We start from the raw sequence: 17,486 nt of genomic DNA, 5'->3' as shown, positions 1-17,486 counted from the left end.
TCTTGAACGATGGCCCATAGCGAAGACCATATCGCGCTCGCCGCGGAATATGCGCTCGGCACCCTCGATGCCGACGAGCGCGCGCAGGTCGAGACCATGATGGCCGTCGATAGCGAGTTCACCGCGATCGTGCATGCCTGGGAATACCGGCTCGGCGTGCTGAACCAGATGGTCGGTTCGATCGAGCCGCGGCCGATCGTGTGGGAGAACATCAAGGCCGCGATCGGACATTCCGCCGGGCAGCAGGCGCCGCTGGTGTTGCCCGAGGCGCCGTCGCCGCCTACGCCGGCACCGGAACCTCCGGCCGAGCCTGTGGTGGCCCAGGCGCCGCCAGCCGTCCGAGCGCCGCCAGCCGTCGAGGCGCCGCCGGCTGCCGCACCGCCTCCTGCCGTGGACCGTTCGAACGTCATCCAGTTGACGGGCCGGGCGAAGCGCTGGCGCAACGTCGCCTCTATTGCCACCGCGATGGCCGCAGCTCTGGTCGCGATGCTGGCCGTGCAGGTCTATCAGCCCGAACTGCTGCCGGACGCGCTGCGGCCGAAGCCGCGCATCCAGACGGTTGAAGTGAAGACGCCGGCGCCATCGCCGGTGCCCTCGGCGCAATATGTCGCCCTGCTGCAGCGCGACGGCGGCTCGCCCGCGTTCATCCTGACGGTCGACGCCGCCAGCAAGAATTTCACGGTCCGCAAGGTCGGCGCCGACGCCGAGCCCGGCAAGAGTTTCGAGCTCTGGCTGATCTCCGATCACTTGCCGCAGCCGCGTTCGCTTGGCGTGATCGGCGGCAGCGATTTCACCGCACGTCCCGTGCTCGCCGACTTCGACGCCGGCACGATTAATGCCGCGACCTATGCGGTCACCGTCGAGCCGGCCGGCGGATCGCCGACCGGCAAGCCGACTTCGGCGCCGATTTTTACCGGCAAGCTGATCGAGACGGTGCCGGCGACCCGCTAGCGCCTGAGTACTGAAGCTTCCCCTCATGGTGAGGAGCGCGCCCTTGCGCGCGTCACCGGACGATGCTTCGCATCGCCGGGAGAACCATGTGGCCCCGGTCTTTCCGCGGCCCATCCTTCGAGACGCCCGCTTCGCGGGCTCTTCGGGATGAGGTGAGTGGGGGTGGTGGCGAGGAAGTCAGCAAAAAAGAAAACGCCCGTGGGGAGCGGGCGTTTTCGTAGTCAACTTGGGGGTAGTTGGGGTCTTAAATATCCACACGGCGACTTTGGGGGGCTGTAAAGAGCCGCGTGAATTCCGTTAATTCTCCTTTAGCGTACGACAGAGTTGCCCGAGCTGGTAATCACAACCGGCTTACCAGCCTTCATGACGCGCGTGCTCGCGGTCTGGGTGAGACCTTCATCCGAGTTGGTGCGCGCGGAGATGCTGAAACCGGCGACCACGATACCCGCAACCAATGCCACGACCACGATCTTGAGATGGGTCGTGCGATCTGCGCTGTAGATCGAATGGTTCATGGGAGTCTCCTGCCGCCTTCCCGCCCGTGGATTCGTCGAATGCATCCGCAGCCGGGTTCAACGTCTCGCGTCACCAAACGTGGGAATCCGGGGAGTAGTTCCCAAGTGGCGATCACAAGGCGGTGAAAAGACTTGAACGGCCGCGATCGGAAAATGCGTGTCGACCGACCAAATGAATAATTATTCAGCTAGCACACCAACTTAGTGCTTGATCGGCGCGCCCAGCACGATTTAACCGGGTTCCACCCGTTCTCGACAAACCATTTGCCTGTGGCGAAAAGGCCTCGGGATTTTTCAGTGATTCGCGGGGCGTGCCTACACGCTTCCGACCGTCTTCAGCCGCGCGCGCGGATGAATTTCAGCCTGCGACAGCACCGTGGTCTGCGAGCGGAAACGCTCGACCAGCGAACGCACGAACGGGCGGATCGCGGCCGATGTTACCAGCACCGGTGCTTCGCCCTCGCGGGCGGCCTGCTCAAAGCTGTTGCGGACTGCGGTCATGAACTCCGAGAGTTTTGAGGGTTGCATGGCGAGGCTGCGCTCTTCGCCCTGGCCCACGATCGATTCCGCGAACGCCTGTTCCCACCGCGCCGACAGCGCGATCAGCGGCAAATAGCCGTTGAAGGAGGTGTTCTGTGCGCAAATCTGGCGCGCCAGCCGGGCGCGGACGTGCTCGACCATGGTGGCCGGGTTGCGCGAGAAGGCGAGCGCATCGGCGATGCCTTCGAGGATGGTGGAGAGATCGCGGATCGAGATGCGCTCGGCCAACAAAAGCTGAAGCACGCGCTGTATGCCTGAAACCGTGACCTGGCTCGGCACGATGTCCTTGACCAGTTCGCCCTGTTCCTTCGGCAGGTCCTTGAGCAGCTTCTGCACCTCGCCATAGGACAAAAGATCGCTCATGTTGTTCTTGAGCAGTTCGGTCAGATGGGTCGACAGCACGGTCGCGGCATCGACCACCGTGTAGCCCTTCAACGAGGCCTCTTCCTTCAGCGCGGCGTCGACCCAGGTCGCAGGAAGACCAAACGTCGGTTCCACGGTGTGAATGCCGGGCACACCGACCTGGTTACCGGCAGGGTCCATGACCATGAACTGGTTCGGCCAGATCTTGCCGCTGCCGGCGTCGACTTCCTTGATCTTGATGACGTAGGTATTGGCCTCGAGCTGCACGTTGTCGAGGATGCGCACCGCCGGCATCACAAAGCCCATTTCGATGGCGAGCGAACGGCGCAGCGCCTTGATCTGCTCGGTCAGGCGGTCGGTGCCGTCGGGGCCGTTGACCAGCGGCAACAGCGCATAGCCGAGCTCGATCTTGAGATCGTCGATCTTGAGCGCGTTGGCGATCGGCTCTTCCGCCGTGGCCTGGGCGGCTGCGGCTGCGAGATCGGGCGCGGCTGCGGCTGCGGCCTCCGCCGCCTTGGTGGCGCGATTGTGGTTGCGCGACTTCCAGGCCAGCGCCGCGGCGCCGCCGCCGAGCATGAGGAACGGAAGCATCGGAATGCCCGGCAGCAGCGCCAGCACCAGCATCACGCCGGCCGACATGCCGAGCGCCTGCGGATAGCCGCTCAGCTGCTTCATCAGCGCCTTGTCGGCGGCGCCGGTGATGCCGGCCTTCGACACCAGAAGGCCCGCGGCGGTCGAGACGATGAGCGCCGGTACCTGCGTGACCAGGCCGTCGCCGACCGTCAGAATGGTGTAGGTGCGGGCGGCGTCGCCAAAGCTCATGCCCTGCTGGGCGACGCCGATGATGATGCCGCCGATGACGTTGATGAAGACGATCAGGAGGCCTGCGATGGCGTCGCCGCGGACGAATTTCGAGGCGCCGTCCATGGCGCCGAAGAAGCCGCTTTCGTCCTCCAGCGCCTTGCGGCGTGCCTTGGCGGTCGCTTCGTCGATCAGGCCGGCGGAAAGATCAGCATCGATCGCCATCTGCTTGCCGGGCATCGAATCCAGTTGGAAGCGCGCAGCGACTTCGGCGATGCGCCCCGAACCCTTGGTGATGACGACGAAGTTCACGATCACCAGGATCGCGAACACGATAATTCCGATCACGAAATTACCGCCCATCACGAAATTGCCGAAGGCTTCGATGACGTGGCCGGCCGCGGCCGTCCCTTCATGGCCGTGCGACAGGATCAGCCGGGTCGAGGCCATGTTCAGCGACAGCCGCAGCATGGTCGAGATCAGCAGCACGGTCGGAAACGACGAGAATTCCAGCGGCGCCTGGATGAACAGCGAGGTCATCAGGATCAGGATCGACACCGTGATCGAGATCGCCAGAAACAGATCCAGCACGATCGCCGGCAGCGGCAGGATCAGCACCACCAGGATGACGAGAACGCCGAGTGCCAGCGCCAGATCGCCGCGCTTTAGGATATCGCCGATTTCGCTGAGGCTTGGAAATCCGCCGCTTGGGCCTGCGCCGCCCTGACCCGCCGTGACATCGACCATGGTAGCCGCTTCCCCCCGCGATTGACGCCCGCGGGCGCCAAACGTCTGCGCGGCGGCCGAAGGGCCGCCGGTCCGAAAGTGAGGTACCGCACTGGCGTCCACGGGGTTCCTCCCGTTCTACGCGGCCGACGACACTCGACTTCACCCGGCAATTTTTGCCCGGTGTATGGTTAGCAAAGGGTTAACGGGGGAGGGTTGGGGCGTCATTCCGCTCTCTCTGCTTCGTCATTCCGGGATGCGCCTCTTGGCGCAGGCCCGGAATCCATTTCACCACCTGCTCTGCGGCTTGATGGATTCCGGGCTCGCGCTGCGCGCGCCCCGGAATGACGACACACCTCCGCATTCCCGCGGCGCGTTTCGTCCGGGCTTTGCAATATTCGTTTCGCCCAAAGAGAAGAGGGCGCAGGACTCGTGAATGTGCCGGGTCCGGTGCCACCTTGGCTGCGCTAACATTTCGCAGCGCCATCTGAGATTTTGGACTAGGCTGAAAGTGCTCTGCGGAGGAATCCGGCCAGGAGGCGCCCATGAAAGTTGCGGCTTGGCTGCACGGTCTGGGGCTGGGGCAATACGAACAGGCGTTCCGCGAGAACGACATTGATGCCGAGGTACTTGCCGACCTGACGGCCGACGACCTGATCGGGATTGGCGTCACTTCGGTGGGCCACCGCCGCAAGCTGCTTGCCGCGATCGCAGCGCTGCGTAGTGGCGCCGCGCCGACGCTTTCTCTTGACCCGGGCGCACCGGCCTCGATATCGCGGGTGGCTTCGCCTCTGCCGGAGGCTGAGCGGCGGCAGGTGACGGTGCTCTTCGCCGATCTCGCTGGTTCAACGAAGCTCGCCGACGAACTCGACGCTGAAGAAGTCCATGCCCTCCTCGGAAGCTTCTTCGATCTTGCCGACGCAAGCGTCGTCGATCACGGTGGGACTGTCGACAAGCACATCGGCGATTGTGTGATGGCGGTCTTCGGTGCTCCGGTCGCCTATGGTAACGATCCTGAGCGATGTGTCCGGGCTGCCCTCGATATCGGGCGGCGCATGCCCATGCTTGCGGCCGATCTCGGCCGCCCTATTGGCGTGCACATCGGCATTGCCAGTGGCGAGGTTATGGCCAGCGGCACCGGCAGCGCGCGTCATGTTGAATACACGGTCACCGGCGAGTCCGTGAACCTAGCCGCACGCCTGAAGGATAAGGCGCCCACGGGCGAGATCTTCATTTCGGATTCAGTCTACCGTGCGCTCGCCGAACGGGTCGAATGCTCCGAGATCGGTGAGCTCGCCATCAAAGGGTTCGCAAAGCCGGTCAGGGCGTGGCGACTGCGCGCCTTTCGTGAGCCGGCCCGCTCGGGCCGCCAATCCTTTGTCGGACGGACCCGCGAACTGCGGCAGCTCGAAGCGGCGCTGGCCCAGTGCCGCGACACGAAATGCGGCCGCGCCATCTACATCCGCGGGGAGGCTGGCATCGGCAAAACCCGCCTGCTCGAACAGTTCCAAGCAAAGGCCGAAGGGGAGAACTTCGCCTGTCACAGTGGGCTGGTGCTCGACTTTGGAATAGGCTCCGGTCAGGACGCAATCCGCTCGCTGGTTCGCAGCCTGCTCGGTCTGACGGGCCAGAGCAGCCATGAAGAGATCGAGGTAGCGGCTGAGAAGGCCATCGAGGATGGCATGCTCACCAACGAGCGGCGGGTGTACCTGAACGATCTCCTTGACGTGCCACAATCGACCGAGCTGCGTACGCTCTATGATGCGATGGACAATCCCGCCCGCAACCGCGGCAAGCGGGCGACCGTCGCCGAACTCGTCACCCGCGCGAGCGCCCGTCGTCCTCGGCTGCTGGCGATTGAGGACCTGCACTGGGCTGATCAGATGACTCTCGATCATCTGGCGAACCTCGCCGAGACGGTCGCTGGATGTCCGGCGCTTCTGGTCATGACCTCGCGGCTCGAGCGCGACCCGCTCCATGAGGCCTGGGGTCCGACGATCGCCGGCCAGCCGATCGTGACGATTGACCTTGGCCCACTTCAGCCGAGCGAAGCCAACGGGCTCGCCGAGGCCTATTTCGACGCACTAGGCGAGCTCGCCCAGCGTTGCGTCGAACGGGCCGACGGCAATCCGCTGTTTCTGGAGCAACTGTTGCGGCATGCCGAGGAAAGCGCCGAGGGCAGCGTGCCGGGGTCGATCCGGAGCTTGGTACAGGCGCGCCTGGATCGGCTTGCGTCGCCCGACAAGCGGGCGTTGCAAGCAGCCTCAGTTCTCGGCCAGCGCTTTACTGCCGAAGCGTTGGCAGCTCTGCTCGACCAGCCCGGCTGGAATTGCGCCGACCTGGTGCGGCATCTCCTGGTGCGCCCGCAGGGCGATCACTTTCTTTTCGCCCACGCGCTGATTCAGGAGGGCGTCTACGACACGCTGCTCAGGAGCCGGCGCCGCGAGTTGCACCGGCGGGCGGCAGATTGGTTCAGGAGCCGTGACCTGATGTTGTGCGCACAGCATCTCGATCGAGGCGATGACGGTGACGCTCCACGGGCCTACCTGGAAGCGGCACGCGCGCAGGCAGCGGAGTATCGGACCGAACGGGCCCTGCGTCTTGTCGAACGCGGGGTGGCCTTGGCCAGGAAACGGAGCGATCTGAGCGCGCTGCACTTGCTCCGAGGCGAAATTCTGCATGACCTCGGTTCAATCTCAGAATCGATTGCCGCTTTCGAGCAGGCCTTGGCAGTCGCCGATGTTGACATCGAGCGGTGTAGAGCCTGGCTTGGGCTCGCTGCCGGCCTGCGCGTGACGGATCGTTTCGACGAGGCCTTTGCGATGCTGGACAAGGCCGCGACCGCGGCGGCAACCGACGACCTCGCGGCGGAGCGCGCGCGGATCCACCACCTGCGGGGCAATCTCTGCTTCCCCCTCGGAAGGCTCGTCGAGTGCTTGCAGGAGCATGAGCGGGCGCTCGACTGCGCCCGAACTGCCCGTTCGCCAGAGATCGAGGCGCGTGCGCTTGGTGGCTTGGGCGATGCCGAGTACGCGCGCGGCCGGATGGCCAGCGCCCATCGGCACTTCAGTCGGTGCGTGGAACTGTCGCGAGTGTCCGGCGCAGGGCGCATCGAAGTCGCCAATCTCAGCATGGTCGCGCATACGCTGGTGTACCTCAACGAATTTTCCGATGCGATCGCGACGAGCCAGATGGCAGTCGAACTGGCGGCGCGGGTCGGGCATCACCGTGCGGAAATCATCGCCCATTACGCGGCGTGCAACGTGTTTCGCACCACCGGCGAGTTTGCCCATGTGAAGATGCATGCCGAGCGGGCGCTGGTCCTCGCTCGGCAGCTTGGCGCAAGGAGGTTCGAGGCGGTCAGCCTCAACGATCTGGCCATGGTCGCTCGCGCAGAGGCGAACAGCGCGAAGGCGATGGACCTGCTGCACCGTGCCTTGACGATCAGCCGTGAGACCGGGGTCGGCTTTGTGGGTCCGTGGATTCTCGGCCACATCGCGGTGACAAGCGAGGATCCGGTTGAAAGTCTTGCGGCGCTGGCGGAAGGAGAGGAGATCCTCCGCAAGGGCGCTGTCGGCCACAATCATTTGTGGTTCTTCCGATACGCGATCGACGCATCGCTGCACTCTCATGATTGGGACGGCGCGGAGCGCTACAGCGCGGCACTGGAGGACTTTACGCTGCCAGAGCCATTACCTTGGGCCGACTTCTTCGTCCGATATGGACGCGCTGCTGGTGCGCATGGCCGGTGCCGCACCGGACAGGGGGCGACATGCGAGCTTGGCGACCTGCTGGCAGAGGCCGAGCGCCTTGGCATCGGTCCTGCGCTTGGGGCGCTCGCGTTATTGCAACGGGCCCGCCGCCAGCAAGAAACGTGATGTGAATGTAGACGGAGTTTTTGCGGAGGTCCGCTCCGGTCAAATTGAGTCCCGTCGACCGTTGAAGCAGTGATGAAGAATTGATCAGAGCGAGTAGCGAAGCGGGTTTAATCTGAGCACCATCGTGCTAAGCTACAAACACTCGTGCTAAGCTAAAAGCATAACAGCCAAGTAGGTTGAAGCCGTACTGCCGCTTGCGGAGCGGCCCCTATCGTTTGCGATCTCTGCCGTCCCGCGGTCAAACACCGTTTCAAGGGAGGAGAAGATGTCGCTTGATCGTCGTTATTTCCTTGCAGGTACCGGAAGCGCAGTGGTTGGCCTCGTTGGTGGGGCATGGAGTGGAGGTGGTGCCCATGCTCGCGCACCAGTCTCAAAAAGTCAGGTGCCAGGATTCTACCGGTTCAGTCTCGGACAGTTCCAACTCACGGTCGTGAGCGACGGCACAATTGCTTTTCCAGCGGAGGCGCTGTGGCCAGAAGCGACTAAAGCGGAACGCGACGCCGTCCTTATGTCAGACTTCCAGCCGACGGACAAATCTACGCTCCAATTGAATGTCTTGGCGGTGAATACGGGTGAGCGCCTTGTGCTCATCGACGCAGGCTCCCGCGGAAAGATAAAGCCACAGCCGACTGCTGGCCGTCTACTGCAGAACCTCGCGGCCGCCGACATCAAGCCGGACGAGGTCGACACAGTCCTGATCACGCATGCCCATCCGGATCACCTATGGGGGGTCGCTGACGCGACTGACACCGAGCGGACCTTTCCAAACGCCGAGTATGTGATCGGCGAAGCGGAATTGAACTTCTGGATGCAGCCCCAGCATCCGTTGGAAAATCATGCTCGTTGGGGCGGCATCTATAGCCAGAACATGAAAACGCTCGCGGCGATCAAGGATCGCATCCGGACTGTGAGGCCGGACGGCGAGGTGGTCCCGGGCATCACGGCGATAGCGACGCCCGGGCACACGCCGGGGCACACCTCGGTGCAGATCGCGTCCGGTTCCAGCCAGCTTCTCTGTACGGCAGACGTTGTTGGGCACCGCGCCGTCAGCTTGCAGCGCCCCGACTGGCGCGTCGGGTTCGACTTGGATCTCGACCAAGGCGCGAAGACACGCCGAGCCTTCCTCGACCGATGTGCGAGCGAGAAGGTGATGGTCTCCACCTACCATCTCCCGTTCCCCGGGATTGGCCATGTCGTTCGCGCCGGCACAGCATTCAGTTGGCTCTCAAGCGATTGGAGCTGGGACGGCGTAAGTCCCACTTAAGTCCACCTAGCCGAACTGGCCGATCATTGTGTGAAAGAGGAGGAGATCATGCAAGCCATGGCCACTGAAACCTTCATCGGCAACATGCGCGGCCCCGTCATTAGGCGAACAGACGTCGACTATGATGCCGTGCGCAGCCTCTACAACGGGATGATCGATAAGAGCCCTGAGATGATTGCGCGATGCACCGACGTCGCTGACGTTGTCACTGCCGTCAATTTTGCGAGGCAGAATGATCTCAAGGTCGCGATCCGCGGAGGCGGTCACAACGGGCCGGGCCTTGGTAGTGTCGACGACGGGCTGATGATCGACATGTCGATGATGAAAGGCGTGCGGGTCAATCCCACCGCCTGCACCGTCCGCGTCGGTCCCGGCTGCACGCAAGGCGATGTCGACCACGCTACGCATGCCTACGGGCTCGCCGTGCCGGCCGGCATCGTCTCGACGACCGGTATTGCCGGCCTCACGCTTGGCGGCGGCACTGGGTACCTCACCCGCAAGTATGGCCTCACCAGCGACAATCTGCTTGAGGCGGATGTCGTGCTTGCCGACGGTCGCATTGTCACCGCCAACAAGTCAGAGAATGCTGACCTCTACTGGGGCTTGCGCGGTGGCGGCGGCAATTTCGGCATCGTGACAAGCTTCCTGTTCCAGGCTCATCCGGTGAACATGGTCTACGCCGGTCCAGTCTTCTGGGATCTCGAAAATGCCCGGACGGTTATGCAGAGGTATAGGGATTTTCTGCCCGGTGCTCCCGAGGAGCTTGGGGCCTTTGTCGGCCTGAAGACCGTTCCACCGATGGACCCGTTCCCAGCGGAGCATCAGGGCAAGCGCGCCTGCGCCATCATCGCTTGCCACAATGGCCCGACGGAAGACGGTCAGGCCGTCATGGCCAAGTTACTCGGAACGCTGCCCCCACCGCTCTTCAACTGGATGGGCGAAATGCCCTATCCAACCCTCCAGTCCATGTTCGACCCGTTCTTCCCGAAGGGTCTGCAATGGTACTGGCGCGGCGATTTCGTGAAAGAACTGACTGACGAAGCGATTGATGCCCATGTCACTCAGGCGCAGAAACTGCCGAGCACCCTCTCGCTCATGCATCTTTATCCGATCGACGGTGCTGTCCGTCGCATCGGCAAGGGAGACACCGCCTGGAACACGCGCGACGCGACCTGGTCGATGGTCATCGCCGGCATCGATCCCAATCCGCAAAAGGCGGGCGAAATCACCCGCTGGACCAAAGGCTATTGGGAGGCCGTGCATCCTTACTCGGCTGAGGGCGGCTATGTAAACTTCATGATGGACGATGGAGATGACAACAGACTCAAGGCCACCTACGGTGACAATTACGATCGTCTCGTCACCTTGAAAGCCAAATACGACCCGACGAATTTCTTCCGCGTGAACCAAAACATCAGGCCGCTGCACTCGTGACCATCACGTCTGCCGCGCGAAGTCGATCGCGCCCTAAGGGGTAGTCGGAGCGCTCCTTTTTCATCGAGAAGGAACGCTCAGGCGAAGACTTCGATGCCGCCGAGCGTTGAAATCAGCACCACGTAGTCCGGCATTCGCGCGACCGCAGCAGCGCGTATTTTGCATTAACGGTCCGCAAATCGCAACTGCTGTCATCGATAAACTAGAACTTCGATCTGCGAAAAGAATCACTCGCAGTGCGTGAGCAGGAACCGCGCAATCTGGAGCAATTCTAGCAACCACCTATCGTACTCCGAAGAAGCCTGCGTTAGAGCGAGGCCTCAAAAAAATCATACCGGCCAAGCCGGCAGGCCTCGGGGTATCGCAGGGTGACACTAACTGGATTTTCTTCGCTTTCCGCCACTCGACTTCAACTGATGCGAATGATCTGCCTCGGGGCAGTCAGCGGACTTACCCTCTCCCTGCAGACTGGTACCGCGCTGGCGCAGTCATCACTTCCTGCGGTCACCGTGGACGCGCCGCCGCAGCAGGCGCGCCCAGCCGCAGCCCGGCCCTCCCGCCGCGCTGCGACCACGCGCGCCGCGCGCGCCAATCGCGCAGCCAACACGCCGCAAGCGGCACCGGCTGCGGCCGCAGTGGGCCCAGGCGCCGGCGAGCGCGCCAATGGTCCGGTGCGCGGCTTCGTCGCGACCCGCACCGGCAGCGCAACCAAGACCGACACGCCGATCATCGAAACCCCGCAGTCGATTTCCGTCGTCACCACCGATCAGATCAAGAACCAGGGTGCGGAATCTGTCGGTGCCGCGCTGCGCTATACCGCGGGCGTCAGCGGCGACGTCAATGGCGGCTCCGACACGCGCTTCGGGGGCTTGCAGATCCGCGGCTTCGACATGACCATGCTGGGCCTCTATCTCGACGGCCTCCGGCTGCCCAGCAGCCAATACGTGCACTTCCTCGGCCTCGAGGCCTACGGTGCCGAGCGACTCGAAGTGCTGAAGGGGCCGTCCTCGGTGATGTATGGCGGCAGCGGCACCGGCGGCATTCTCAACTATGTCAGCAAGCTGCCCACGGCCTACCAGTTCGGCGAGATGTCGGTGTCGGGCGGCAGCTTCAATCGCTACCAGGGCCAGTTTGACGTTGGCGGCCCCGCCAACAAGGAAGGCACCGTGTTGTGGCGCCTGACCGGTGTTGTCCGCGACGGCGAAACCCAGGTCGATTTCACCAAGGACAACCGCGTTTTCATCGCGCCGGCGGTGACGTTCAAGCCGAACGACGACACCACCATCACGCTGCTGGCCAATTATCAAAAGGACACAACCGGTTGGGGCCTGCAGTTCCTGCCGGCATCAGGCACCGCGTTTGCCAATAGCGGCCGCTTCATCCGGAATACCTTTTTCGGCGGTGAGCCGAACTTCAACCAGTTTGACACCGAACAGGCATCAGTCGGCTACCTGCTCTCGCACGATATCAACGAAGCCATCACGTTCCGGCAGAACCTGCGCTATTCGTGGATGCACAATGAACAGCAGAGCTTCTACGGTCTGAGCTACGCCTCGCCGGCCGACGAAGCCGCAGGTCTGATGTCGCGCGCCGGCGCCGGCGGCGCATCGACCATCAACTCCTTCGCGGTCGATAACCAGCTCCAGGGTAAGTTCGTCACCGGCATTTTGAGCCACACCACTTTGTTCGGCATCGACTATCGCAACACCTCGTTCCGGGACGCAGCTTCAGGGTACAGCACCGGCAAGATCAACGTGTTTGCGCCTGTCTATACCAACACATGGACCAATGACGGCCCATACGACGACAAGGGCGTCAAGCAGTCGCAGATGGGGATCTACGCGCAGGACCAGATCAAGCTCGGCCGGCTCTCGTTCCTGCTGGGCGGCCGGCAGGATTTTGCCACGACCGACCTCGACAATCACCTCAACAGGACTTCCGCCACGACGGACGCTTCGGCATTCACCGGCCGTGCGGCCGTGATGTACAATTTCGACAACGGGATCGCGCCGTATTTCAGCTACGCCGAATCGTTCCTGCCGGTGCTCAACGTCAACGCCGCGGGCGAACTGCTGAAGCCGGAAACCGGCGTCCAGTATGAAGTCGGCGTAAAGTACCAGCCGGTCGGGATCAATGCGCTGATCACGCTGGCGGCCTTCGACCTGACGCGGGCCAATGTCGTCACCTTCGGGGCGCCCCCGGCATACGTTCCCGAGCAGACCGGGCAGGTGAAATCGCGCGGCGTCGAACTCGAAGGCACCGCGACGCTGGTGGAAGGTTTCAATATCCGCGGCGCTTACTCCTACATCGACGCCGTGGTCACGCAGGATCCCGTGAATGTCGGCAAGGCGCCGACCACGGTGCCGCTCAATCGGTTCTCGCTGTGGAGCGACTACACGGTGCAGGACGGGCCGCTTGCCGGCGTGCAGGTCGGTGGCGGCATTCGCTATGTCGGCTCGACCTTCGGCGACGACGCCAACACCTTCAAGGTGTCGGCGTCGACGGCGGTCGATGCGTTGCTCGCCTACACCAAGGATAACTACCGCCTGGCGCTGAACGTCACCAACATCGCCGACACCCGCTATGTCGCGGCCTGCTACGGCTACACGAGCTGCTTCTACGCCGAAGGCCGCAAGGCGATCGCGAAGCTGACCTATCGATGGTGAATAGGCCGCGACACACAGCGACGGATACGTCACCGCCGGTCGGTCGATCGGCGGTGACGATGTTTGATAATTGAGGCAACCCCAACAGCACGGGCGAAAGCCATGAAATCGATCTTCGGGCGACTGCATCGCTGGGCCGGCCTTCTCACCGCCGGCTTTCTGTTCTTTTCGGGAATCACCGGCGCGATCATCTCGTGGGATCACGAGCTCGATGACCTGCTCAACAAAAATTTGTTCGACGTGACCAGCAGCGGTTCCGCGATTCCTTCCGTCGATCTTGTCAAGCTGATCGAGCAGCGCGATCCGCGCGCGCGCGTCATCCACATGTTCATGACGCCGGAACAAGGCCACTCGCTGTGGTTCTTCGTGCTGCCGCGGATCGACCCCGCGACCGGCAAGCGGTTCAACCTCGATTACAATCAGATATTCCTCGATCCCAACACCGGTGCGGAACTCGGGCGGCGCTACTGGGGCGCGGTGTGGCCGGTGACGCGCGAGAACTTCGTCTCGTTCCTCTACAAGCTGCACTACACCATGCATATTCCGGAGTTCTGGGGCAGCGATCGCTGGGGCATGCGCGTACTTGGCGTCATCGCCATCATCTGGACCATCGATTGCTTCGTCGGTTTCTACCTGACGCTGCCGTCGCGTCGCCGCGCCGGGGCAGAGCGGGCGCCTGCCGTTGAGCGCGAGCTCGGCCGTGGCTTCTGGGCGCGTTGGGCGGCGGCCTGGAAGATCAAGACCTCGGGCAGTGCCTATCGCATCAACTTCGATATCCACCGCGCCCTCAGCCTGTGGACTTGGGCGCTGCTGTTCGTGATCGCTTTTACGGCGTTCTCGCTCAACCTATATTTCGAGGTGTTCTCGCCCCTGATGAAGACGGTGTCGGACTACACCCCGACGCCGTATGAGCAGCGTCCGTACCGGCATCTTGACGATCCGATCGAACCGAAGGTCACCTTTGCGGAAATCGCGGCGCGTGCGGCGGCCGACGGCAAGAGCCGCGGATGGACCACGCCGGTCGGCTCAATCAATTATGGCCCGGCCCACGGCGTATATGCCGCGGCCTTCTTCCACCCCGGCGATGATCACGGTGCAGGCGGCGTCGGCCCGGCGCAGCTTTATTACGACAGCGAGGACGGACGCCCGATCGGCGCGCGACTGCCGTGGGTCGGCACCGCGGCTGATATCTTCGTGCAGGCGCAATTCCCGCTGCATTCCGGCCGCATCGTCGGCCTGCCCGGCCGCATCCTGATTTCGATCATGGGACTGGTGGTCGCGGCGCTGTCGGTGACCGGCGTCGTGATCTGGTGGCGCAAGCGCCGCGCTCGTGTCCGGAGGCGCGAGACTGCCGCCACACGTTCGACCGGACACCTCGCGCCGGCGGAATAGCACTGTCGAGCGCGTTCCGCGGCCGCGTAGGATGGGTAGAGCGAAAGCGAAACCCATCAATCAGCGTGCGCAGAGGGTGATGAGTATCGCTGCGCTCCACCCATCCTACCTACGTGCTTTAATCGCAGTAGGCCCACCTTCCATAGCCGTCGTCGCATCGCGCCCGCGCACGGTAGGGCACGGGCAGAGGCGGCCTCGGCGCATATTCCAATGTATAGTCGCGTTCCTGCGCGTAGTAGCGATCCTGAGCGTAGTAACGCTCGGGATAGGCGGGCGCGCGGTCGGCATAGGCCGGTCCGTATTCGCCATACACTGCCGCCGGTGCGCGGTATACGGGGGCCGGCGCTCCGTAAGAGGGCCGATATCCGTAACCGGGTTCCGCGTAAGGCCGATGATGGGTCGATCCCGGACGCACATAGACGTCCGCTGAAGGCGCGTAGATTCCGCCCGGCGCCACGTAAACGGATGACAGGTCGCTGGCCGCGCCGGCCGCCGAGTACAGGACCACAAAGGCCAGCGTGAGCGATGATCGGTACATGTTTGAAACCTCCAACAACGCAGCCTCGCCAGCCAGCATGATTAATTTTCGCTAAACAATCCGCACGGCGCAATCATATTCTGCGCCAAGATGTGTGCCATTTCTGGACTGCCCACAGTGCAGCCGCATTGCAAGTTGAGGGCGCAGGCATTGCGCAACGGCGTCATTGCGAGCGGAGCGAAGCAATCCATCTTTCCGCGCGCGAGGATAGATGGATTGCTTCGTCGCTTTGCTCCTCGCAATGACGGCTGGAGACGCATATTCGAGGATCGTCATGAACACCTTCACAATACGGCCGATGCGGCCGGACGAAATCTCGCTCGCCATCGACTGGGCCGCGGCCGAGGGCTGGAATCCTGGCCTCGCCGATGACAACTGCTTTGCTTCTGTCGATCCAAAAGGCTTCTTCATCGGTGAGCTCGATGGCGCGCCGGCGGCGACCGTCTCTTGCGTCAATTATGATGCGCGCTTTGCCTTTCTCGGCTTCTACATCGTGCGGCCGGACTTGCGCGGCCGCGGCTACGGCCTGCGCATATGGAATGCTGCCATCGCGCATGCGGGCCCGCGCGTGATCGGGCTCGATGGCGTGGTGGCGCAGCAGGACATTTACAGAAAGTCCGGGTTTAGGCTCGCTTACGCCAACGTCCGCTATGGCGGCACGGTCGCGGCGCCGGATGCGCCGCGCGCCGGTGTTGTTGCGCTGAGCGAAGTCCCGCTGGCGGCGGTGGAGGCGGATGATGCGACGGTGTTTCCGGCGTCGCGATCTGGGTTCCTGCGGGCCTGGATCGGCGCGCCCGGGCATGCCGGTTGCGCGCTGGCGCGGGATGGAACGCTTGCCGGCTGGGGTGTGATCCGTCCGTGCCGGAAAGGTTTTAAGATCGGCCCGCTGGTGGCCGATGACCGTTCCACCGCCGAAACGGTGCTGTCCGCCTTGCTCGCCAAGGTGGGCGGCGGCGAGATTTTTCTGGACGTGCCCGGCATCAACCGCGACGCCGTCGCGCTTGCGCAGGATTTGGGATTAACGCCGGTGTTCGAGACGGCCCGCATGTACACCGGCGCGATTCCGCCGCTGCGGCTGGAACGGGTGTTCGGCGTCACCAGCTTTGAATTGGGGTAGGTTCGCGGGATTGGTTGGATCCGGGCGCAATAAATCGGGCCTCAACCACCGGTTCCCGGGAACGGGTAGCACCTTTGCGTGTTAGTGGCGATGGATCACTTCTATCTGCATATTATCTGCGCGAGCATTCTGCTGCTCGTGACCGCGTTCGCGCTGGGAACGCCTGGCTTGAAATCGGATGGTCCGCCGGAGAAAGCACTTTTAATGCGGGTCGCAAACCGATGACGCGTAGCGCCTAACCGCTATCCTGCCGCGTTCGCCGCGATGCGGAAAAGATCTCCCAACTTACCATGAACATCGCGGCGATCAGCGGGCCGATGACAAAACCGTTCAGGCCGAAGACGTCGATGCCGCCGAGCGTGGAGATCAGCACCACGTAGTCCGGCAGCTTGGTGTCCTTGCCGACCAGGAATGGACGCAGCAAATTGTCCACCAGGCCGATGACGAGCACGCCGTAGAGGATCAGCCCGATGCCCTGCCATATGGCGCCGGTCGCTAGGAAGTAGATCGCAACCGGAAGCCAGACCAGCGCCGCGCCAACGGCCGGGACCAGCGACAGGAACGCCATCAGCACGGCCCATAGCAGGGCTGCGTGGATTCCGAGGAACCAGAACGCGATGCCGCCGAGCGCCCCTTGAATGAAGGCAACCAGGACGCCCCCCTTGACGGTCGCCCGAAGGACGTCGGCGAATCTGGCGAACAGCGCTGCCTTTTGAGCGCGCTGCAGCGGAACGGCCTCCTTGATTCGTTCCGCCAGTGCCCTGCCGTCGCGCAGCAGGAAGAACAGCAGGTACAGCATGATGCCGAGCCCGATCACGAAGTCGAACGTATTCATCCCGATGTTGAGCGCCTGCGGGGCGAGAGCCTGCCCGCCCTGCATCAGGCCGGATGCGAGCTTTTCGCGCAGGGCTGAAAAATCGGTCAGGTTGAGCCGCTCGATCAGCCCGGTCGCCCATGCCGGCAGGGCCTCGACGATCCGCTGCAGGTAGCTGCCGAAATCGTACTCGCCGGACTTTATCTTCGCGAACAGGCTCGATGCTTCCTGGGCCAGCGACGTCGCGATCATCGCCAGCGGCAGGATGACCATCGCAATGATGATCAGAACGGTGATCGCGGCAGCAAGGCTTCGCCGGCCGTTCGTCGCCGCGAGCAGCCTGCGATGAACCGGCGCAAAGATCACCGCCACGACGATCGCCCAGAGAACGGCGCCATAGAACGGGTACAGCACCCAGGCGAACGCCAGCGTGACGGCGGCAAGCAGCAGCAGGAACGTCTGATTTTCGATCCTTCGCACGGCGGTC

The 17,486-nt window shown here is 63.2% G+C and carries 11 protein-coding genes; 7 read left to right on the top strand and 4 right to left on the bottom strand.

Annotation, left to right across the window (positions count from 1 at the left end; genetic code table 11):
* The first annotated feature begins 9 nt into the window (after window positions 1-9).
* Window positions 10-951, top strand: coding sequence for an anti-sigma factor (locus GWE18_RS16650; RefSeq protein WP_275186779.1), 942 nt, complete (start codon window positions 10-12; stop codon window positions 949-951).
* Window positions 952-1,259: 308 nt separating this feature from the next.
* Here GWE18_RS16650 and GWE18_RS16645 read toward each other — a convergent pair whose 3' ends face one another.
* Window positions 1,260-1,466, bottom strand: coding sequence for a hypothetical protein (locus GWE18_RS16645; protein WP_275186778.1), 207 nt, complete (start codon window positions 1,464-1,466; stop codon window positions 1,260-1,262).
* Between the two features lie 315 nt (window positions 1,467-1,781).
* Entirely contained in the window at window positions 1,782-3,917 is a 2,136-nt protein-coding gene (flhA, locus tag GWE18_RS16640) for a flagellar biosynthesis protein FlhA (RefSeq protein ID WP_275186777.1), read from the bottom strand.
* Between the two features lie 524 nt (window positions 3,918-4,441).
* On the opposite strand from flhA, the gene GWE18_RS16635 reads away from it, so the two are divergent.
* From GWE18_RS16635 to fsrB, 5 genes are all read left to right on the top strand, one after another.
* Window positions 4,442-7,774, top strand: a complete 3,333-nt coding sequence (locus tag GWE18_RS16635) for an adenylate/guanylate cyclase domain-containing protein (protein ID WP_275186776.1) — start codon at window positions 4,442-4,444, stop codon at window positions 7,772-7,774.
* Window positions 7,775-8,039: 265 nt separating this feature from the next.
* Window positions 8,040-9,038: an MBL fold metallo-hydrolase gene (locus tag GWE18_RS16630; protein WP_275186775.1), complete on the top strand. Its 999-nt coding sequence runs from the start codon at window positions 8,040-8,042 to the stop codon at window positions 9,036-9,038.
* Window positions 9,039-9,086: 48 nt separating this feature from the next.
* Window positions 9,087-10,472 (top strand): FAD-binding oxidoreductase, encoded by a 1,386-nt coding sequence (locus tag GWE18_RS16625; RefSeq protein ID WP_275186774.1) that lies wholly within the window; start codon window positions 9,087-9,089, stop codon window positions 10,470-10,472.
* Window positions 10,473-11,143: 671 nt separating this feature from the next.
* Window positions 11,144-13,138: a TonB-dependent siderophore receptor gene (locus tag GWE18_RS16620; protein WP_275186800.1), complete on the top strand. Its 1,995-nt coding sequence runs from the start codon at window positions 11,144-11,146 to the stop codon at window positions 13,136-13,138.
* A 102-nt stretch (window positions 13,139-13,240) separates the two neighbouring features.
* Window positions 13,241-14,530, top strand: a complete 1,290-nt coding sequence (gene fsrB / locus GWE18_RS16615; RefSeq protein WP_275186773.1) for a siderophore utilization protein FsrB — start codon at window positions 13,241-13,243, stop codon at window positions 14,528-14,530.
* 118 nt (window positions 14,531-14,648) lie between these two features.
* Here fsrB and GWE18_RS16610 read toward each other — a convergent pair whose 3' ends face one another.
* A complete protein-coding gene (locus GWE18_RS16610; RefSeq protein ID WP_275186772.1) occupies window positions 14,649-15,068 on the bottom strand; it encodes a hypothetical protein in 420 nt (139 codons plus the stop codon).
* 274 nt (window positions 15,069-15,342) lie between these two features.
* On the opposite strand from GWE18_RS16610, the gene GWE18_RS16605 reads away from it, so the two are divergent.
* The gene (locus GWE18_RS16605; RefSeq protein ID WP_275186771.1) at window positions 15,343-16,185 is read left to right on the top strand and encodes a GNAT family N-acetyltransferase; all 843 of its coding nucleotides are present in this window, start codon (window positions 15,343-15,345) and stop codon (window positions 16,183-16,185) included.
* Between the two features lie 235 nt (window positions 16,186-16,420).
* Here the strand turns inward: GWE18_RS16605 and GWE18_RS16600 are convergent, their stop codons facing one another.
* Window positions 16,421-17,479, bottom strand: a complete 1,059-nt coding sequence (locus GWE18_RS16600; protein ID WP_275186770.1) for an AI-2E family transporter — start codon at window positions 17,477-17,479, stop codon at window positions 16,421-16,423.
* Window positions 17,480-17,486 lie beyond the last annotated feature (7 nt).

Origin of the sequence: Bradyrhizobium sp. CSA112, assembly GCF_029051645.1 — a bacterium.
Taxonomy (GTDB): domain Bacteria; phylum Pseudomonadota; class Alphaproteobacteria; order Rhizobiales; family Xanthobacteraceae; genus Bradyrhizobium.
This window is presented reverse-complemented; position numbering and strand designations above follow the sequence as displayed.

What these genes read in the sequence shown, in the direction of transcription:
- GWE18_RS16635 (WP_275186776.1), top strand. Translation starts at nt 4,442, where the DNA reads ATGAAAGTTGCGGCTTGGCTGCACGGTCTGGGGCTGGGGCAATACGAA.
- GWE18_RS16625 (WP_275186774.1), top strand. Translation starts at nt 9,087, where the DNA reads ATGCAAGCCATGGCCACTGAAACCTTCATCGGCAACATGCGCGGCCCC.
- GWE18_RS16630 (WP_275186775.1), top strand. Translation starts at nt 8,040, where the DNA reads ATGTCGCTTGATCGTCGTTATTTCCTTGCAGGTACCGGAAGCGCAGTG.
- GWE18_RS16650 (WP_275186779.1), top strand. Translation starts at nt 10, where the DNA reads ATGGCCCATAGCGAAGACCATATCGCGCTCGCCGCGGAATATGCGCTC.
- flhA (WP_275186777.1), bottom strand. Translation starts at nt 3,917, where the DNA reads ATGGTCGATGTCACGGCGGGTCAGGGCGGCGCAGGCCCAAGCGGCGGA.
- GWE18_RS16610 (WP_275186772.1), bottom strand. Translation starts at nt 15,068, where the DNA reads ATGTACCGATCATCGCTCACGCTGGCCTTTGTGGTCCTGTACTCGGCG.
- GWE18_RS16605 (WP_275186771.1), top strand. Translation starts at nt 15,343, where the DNA reads ATGAACACCTTCACAATACGGCCGATGCGGCCGGACGAAATCTCGCTC.
- GWE18_RS16645 (WP_275186778.1), bottom strand. Translation starts at nt 1,466, where the DNA reads ATGAACCATTCGATCTACAGCGCAGATCGCACGACCCATCTCAAGATC.
- fsrB (WP_275186773.1), top strand. Translation starts at nt 13,241, where the DNA reads ATGAAATCGATCTTCGGGCGACTGCATCGCTGGGCCGGCCTTCTCACC.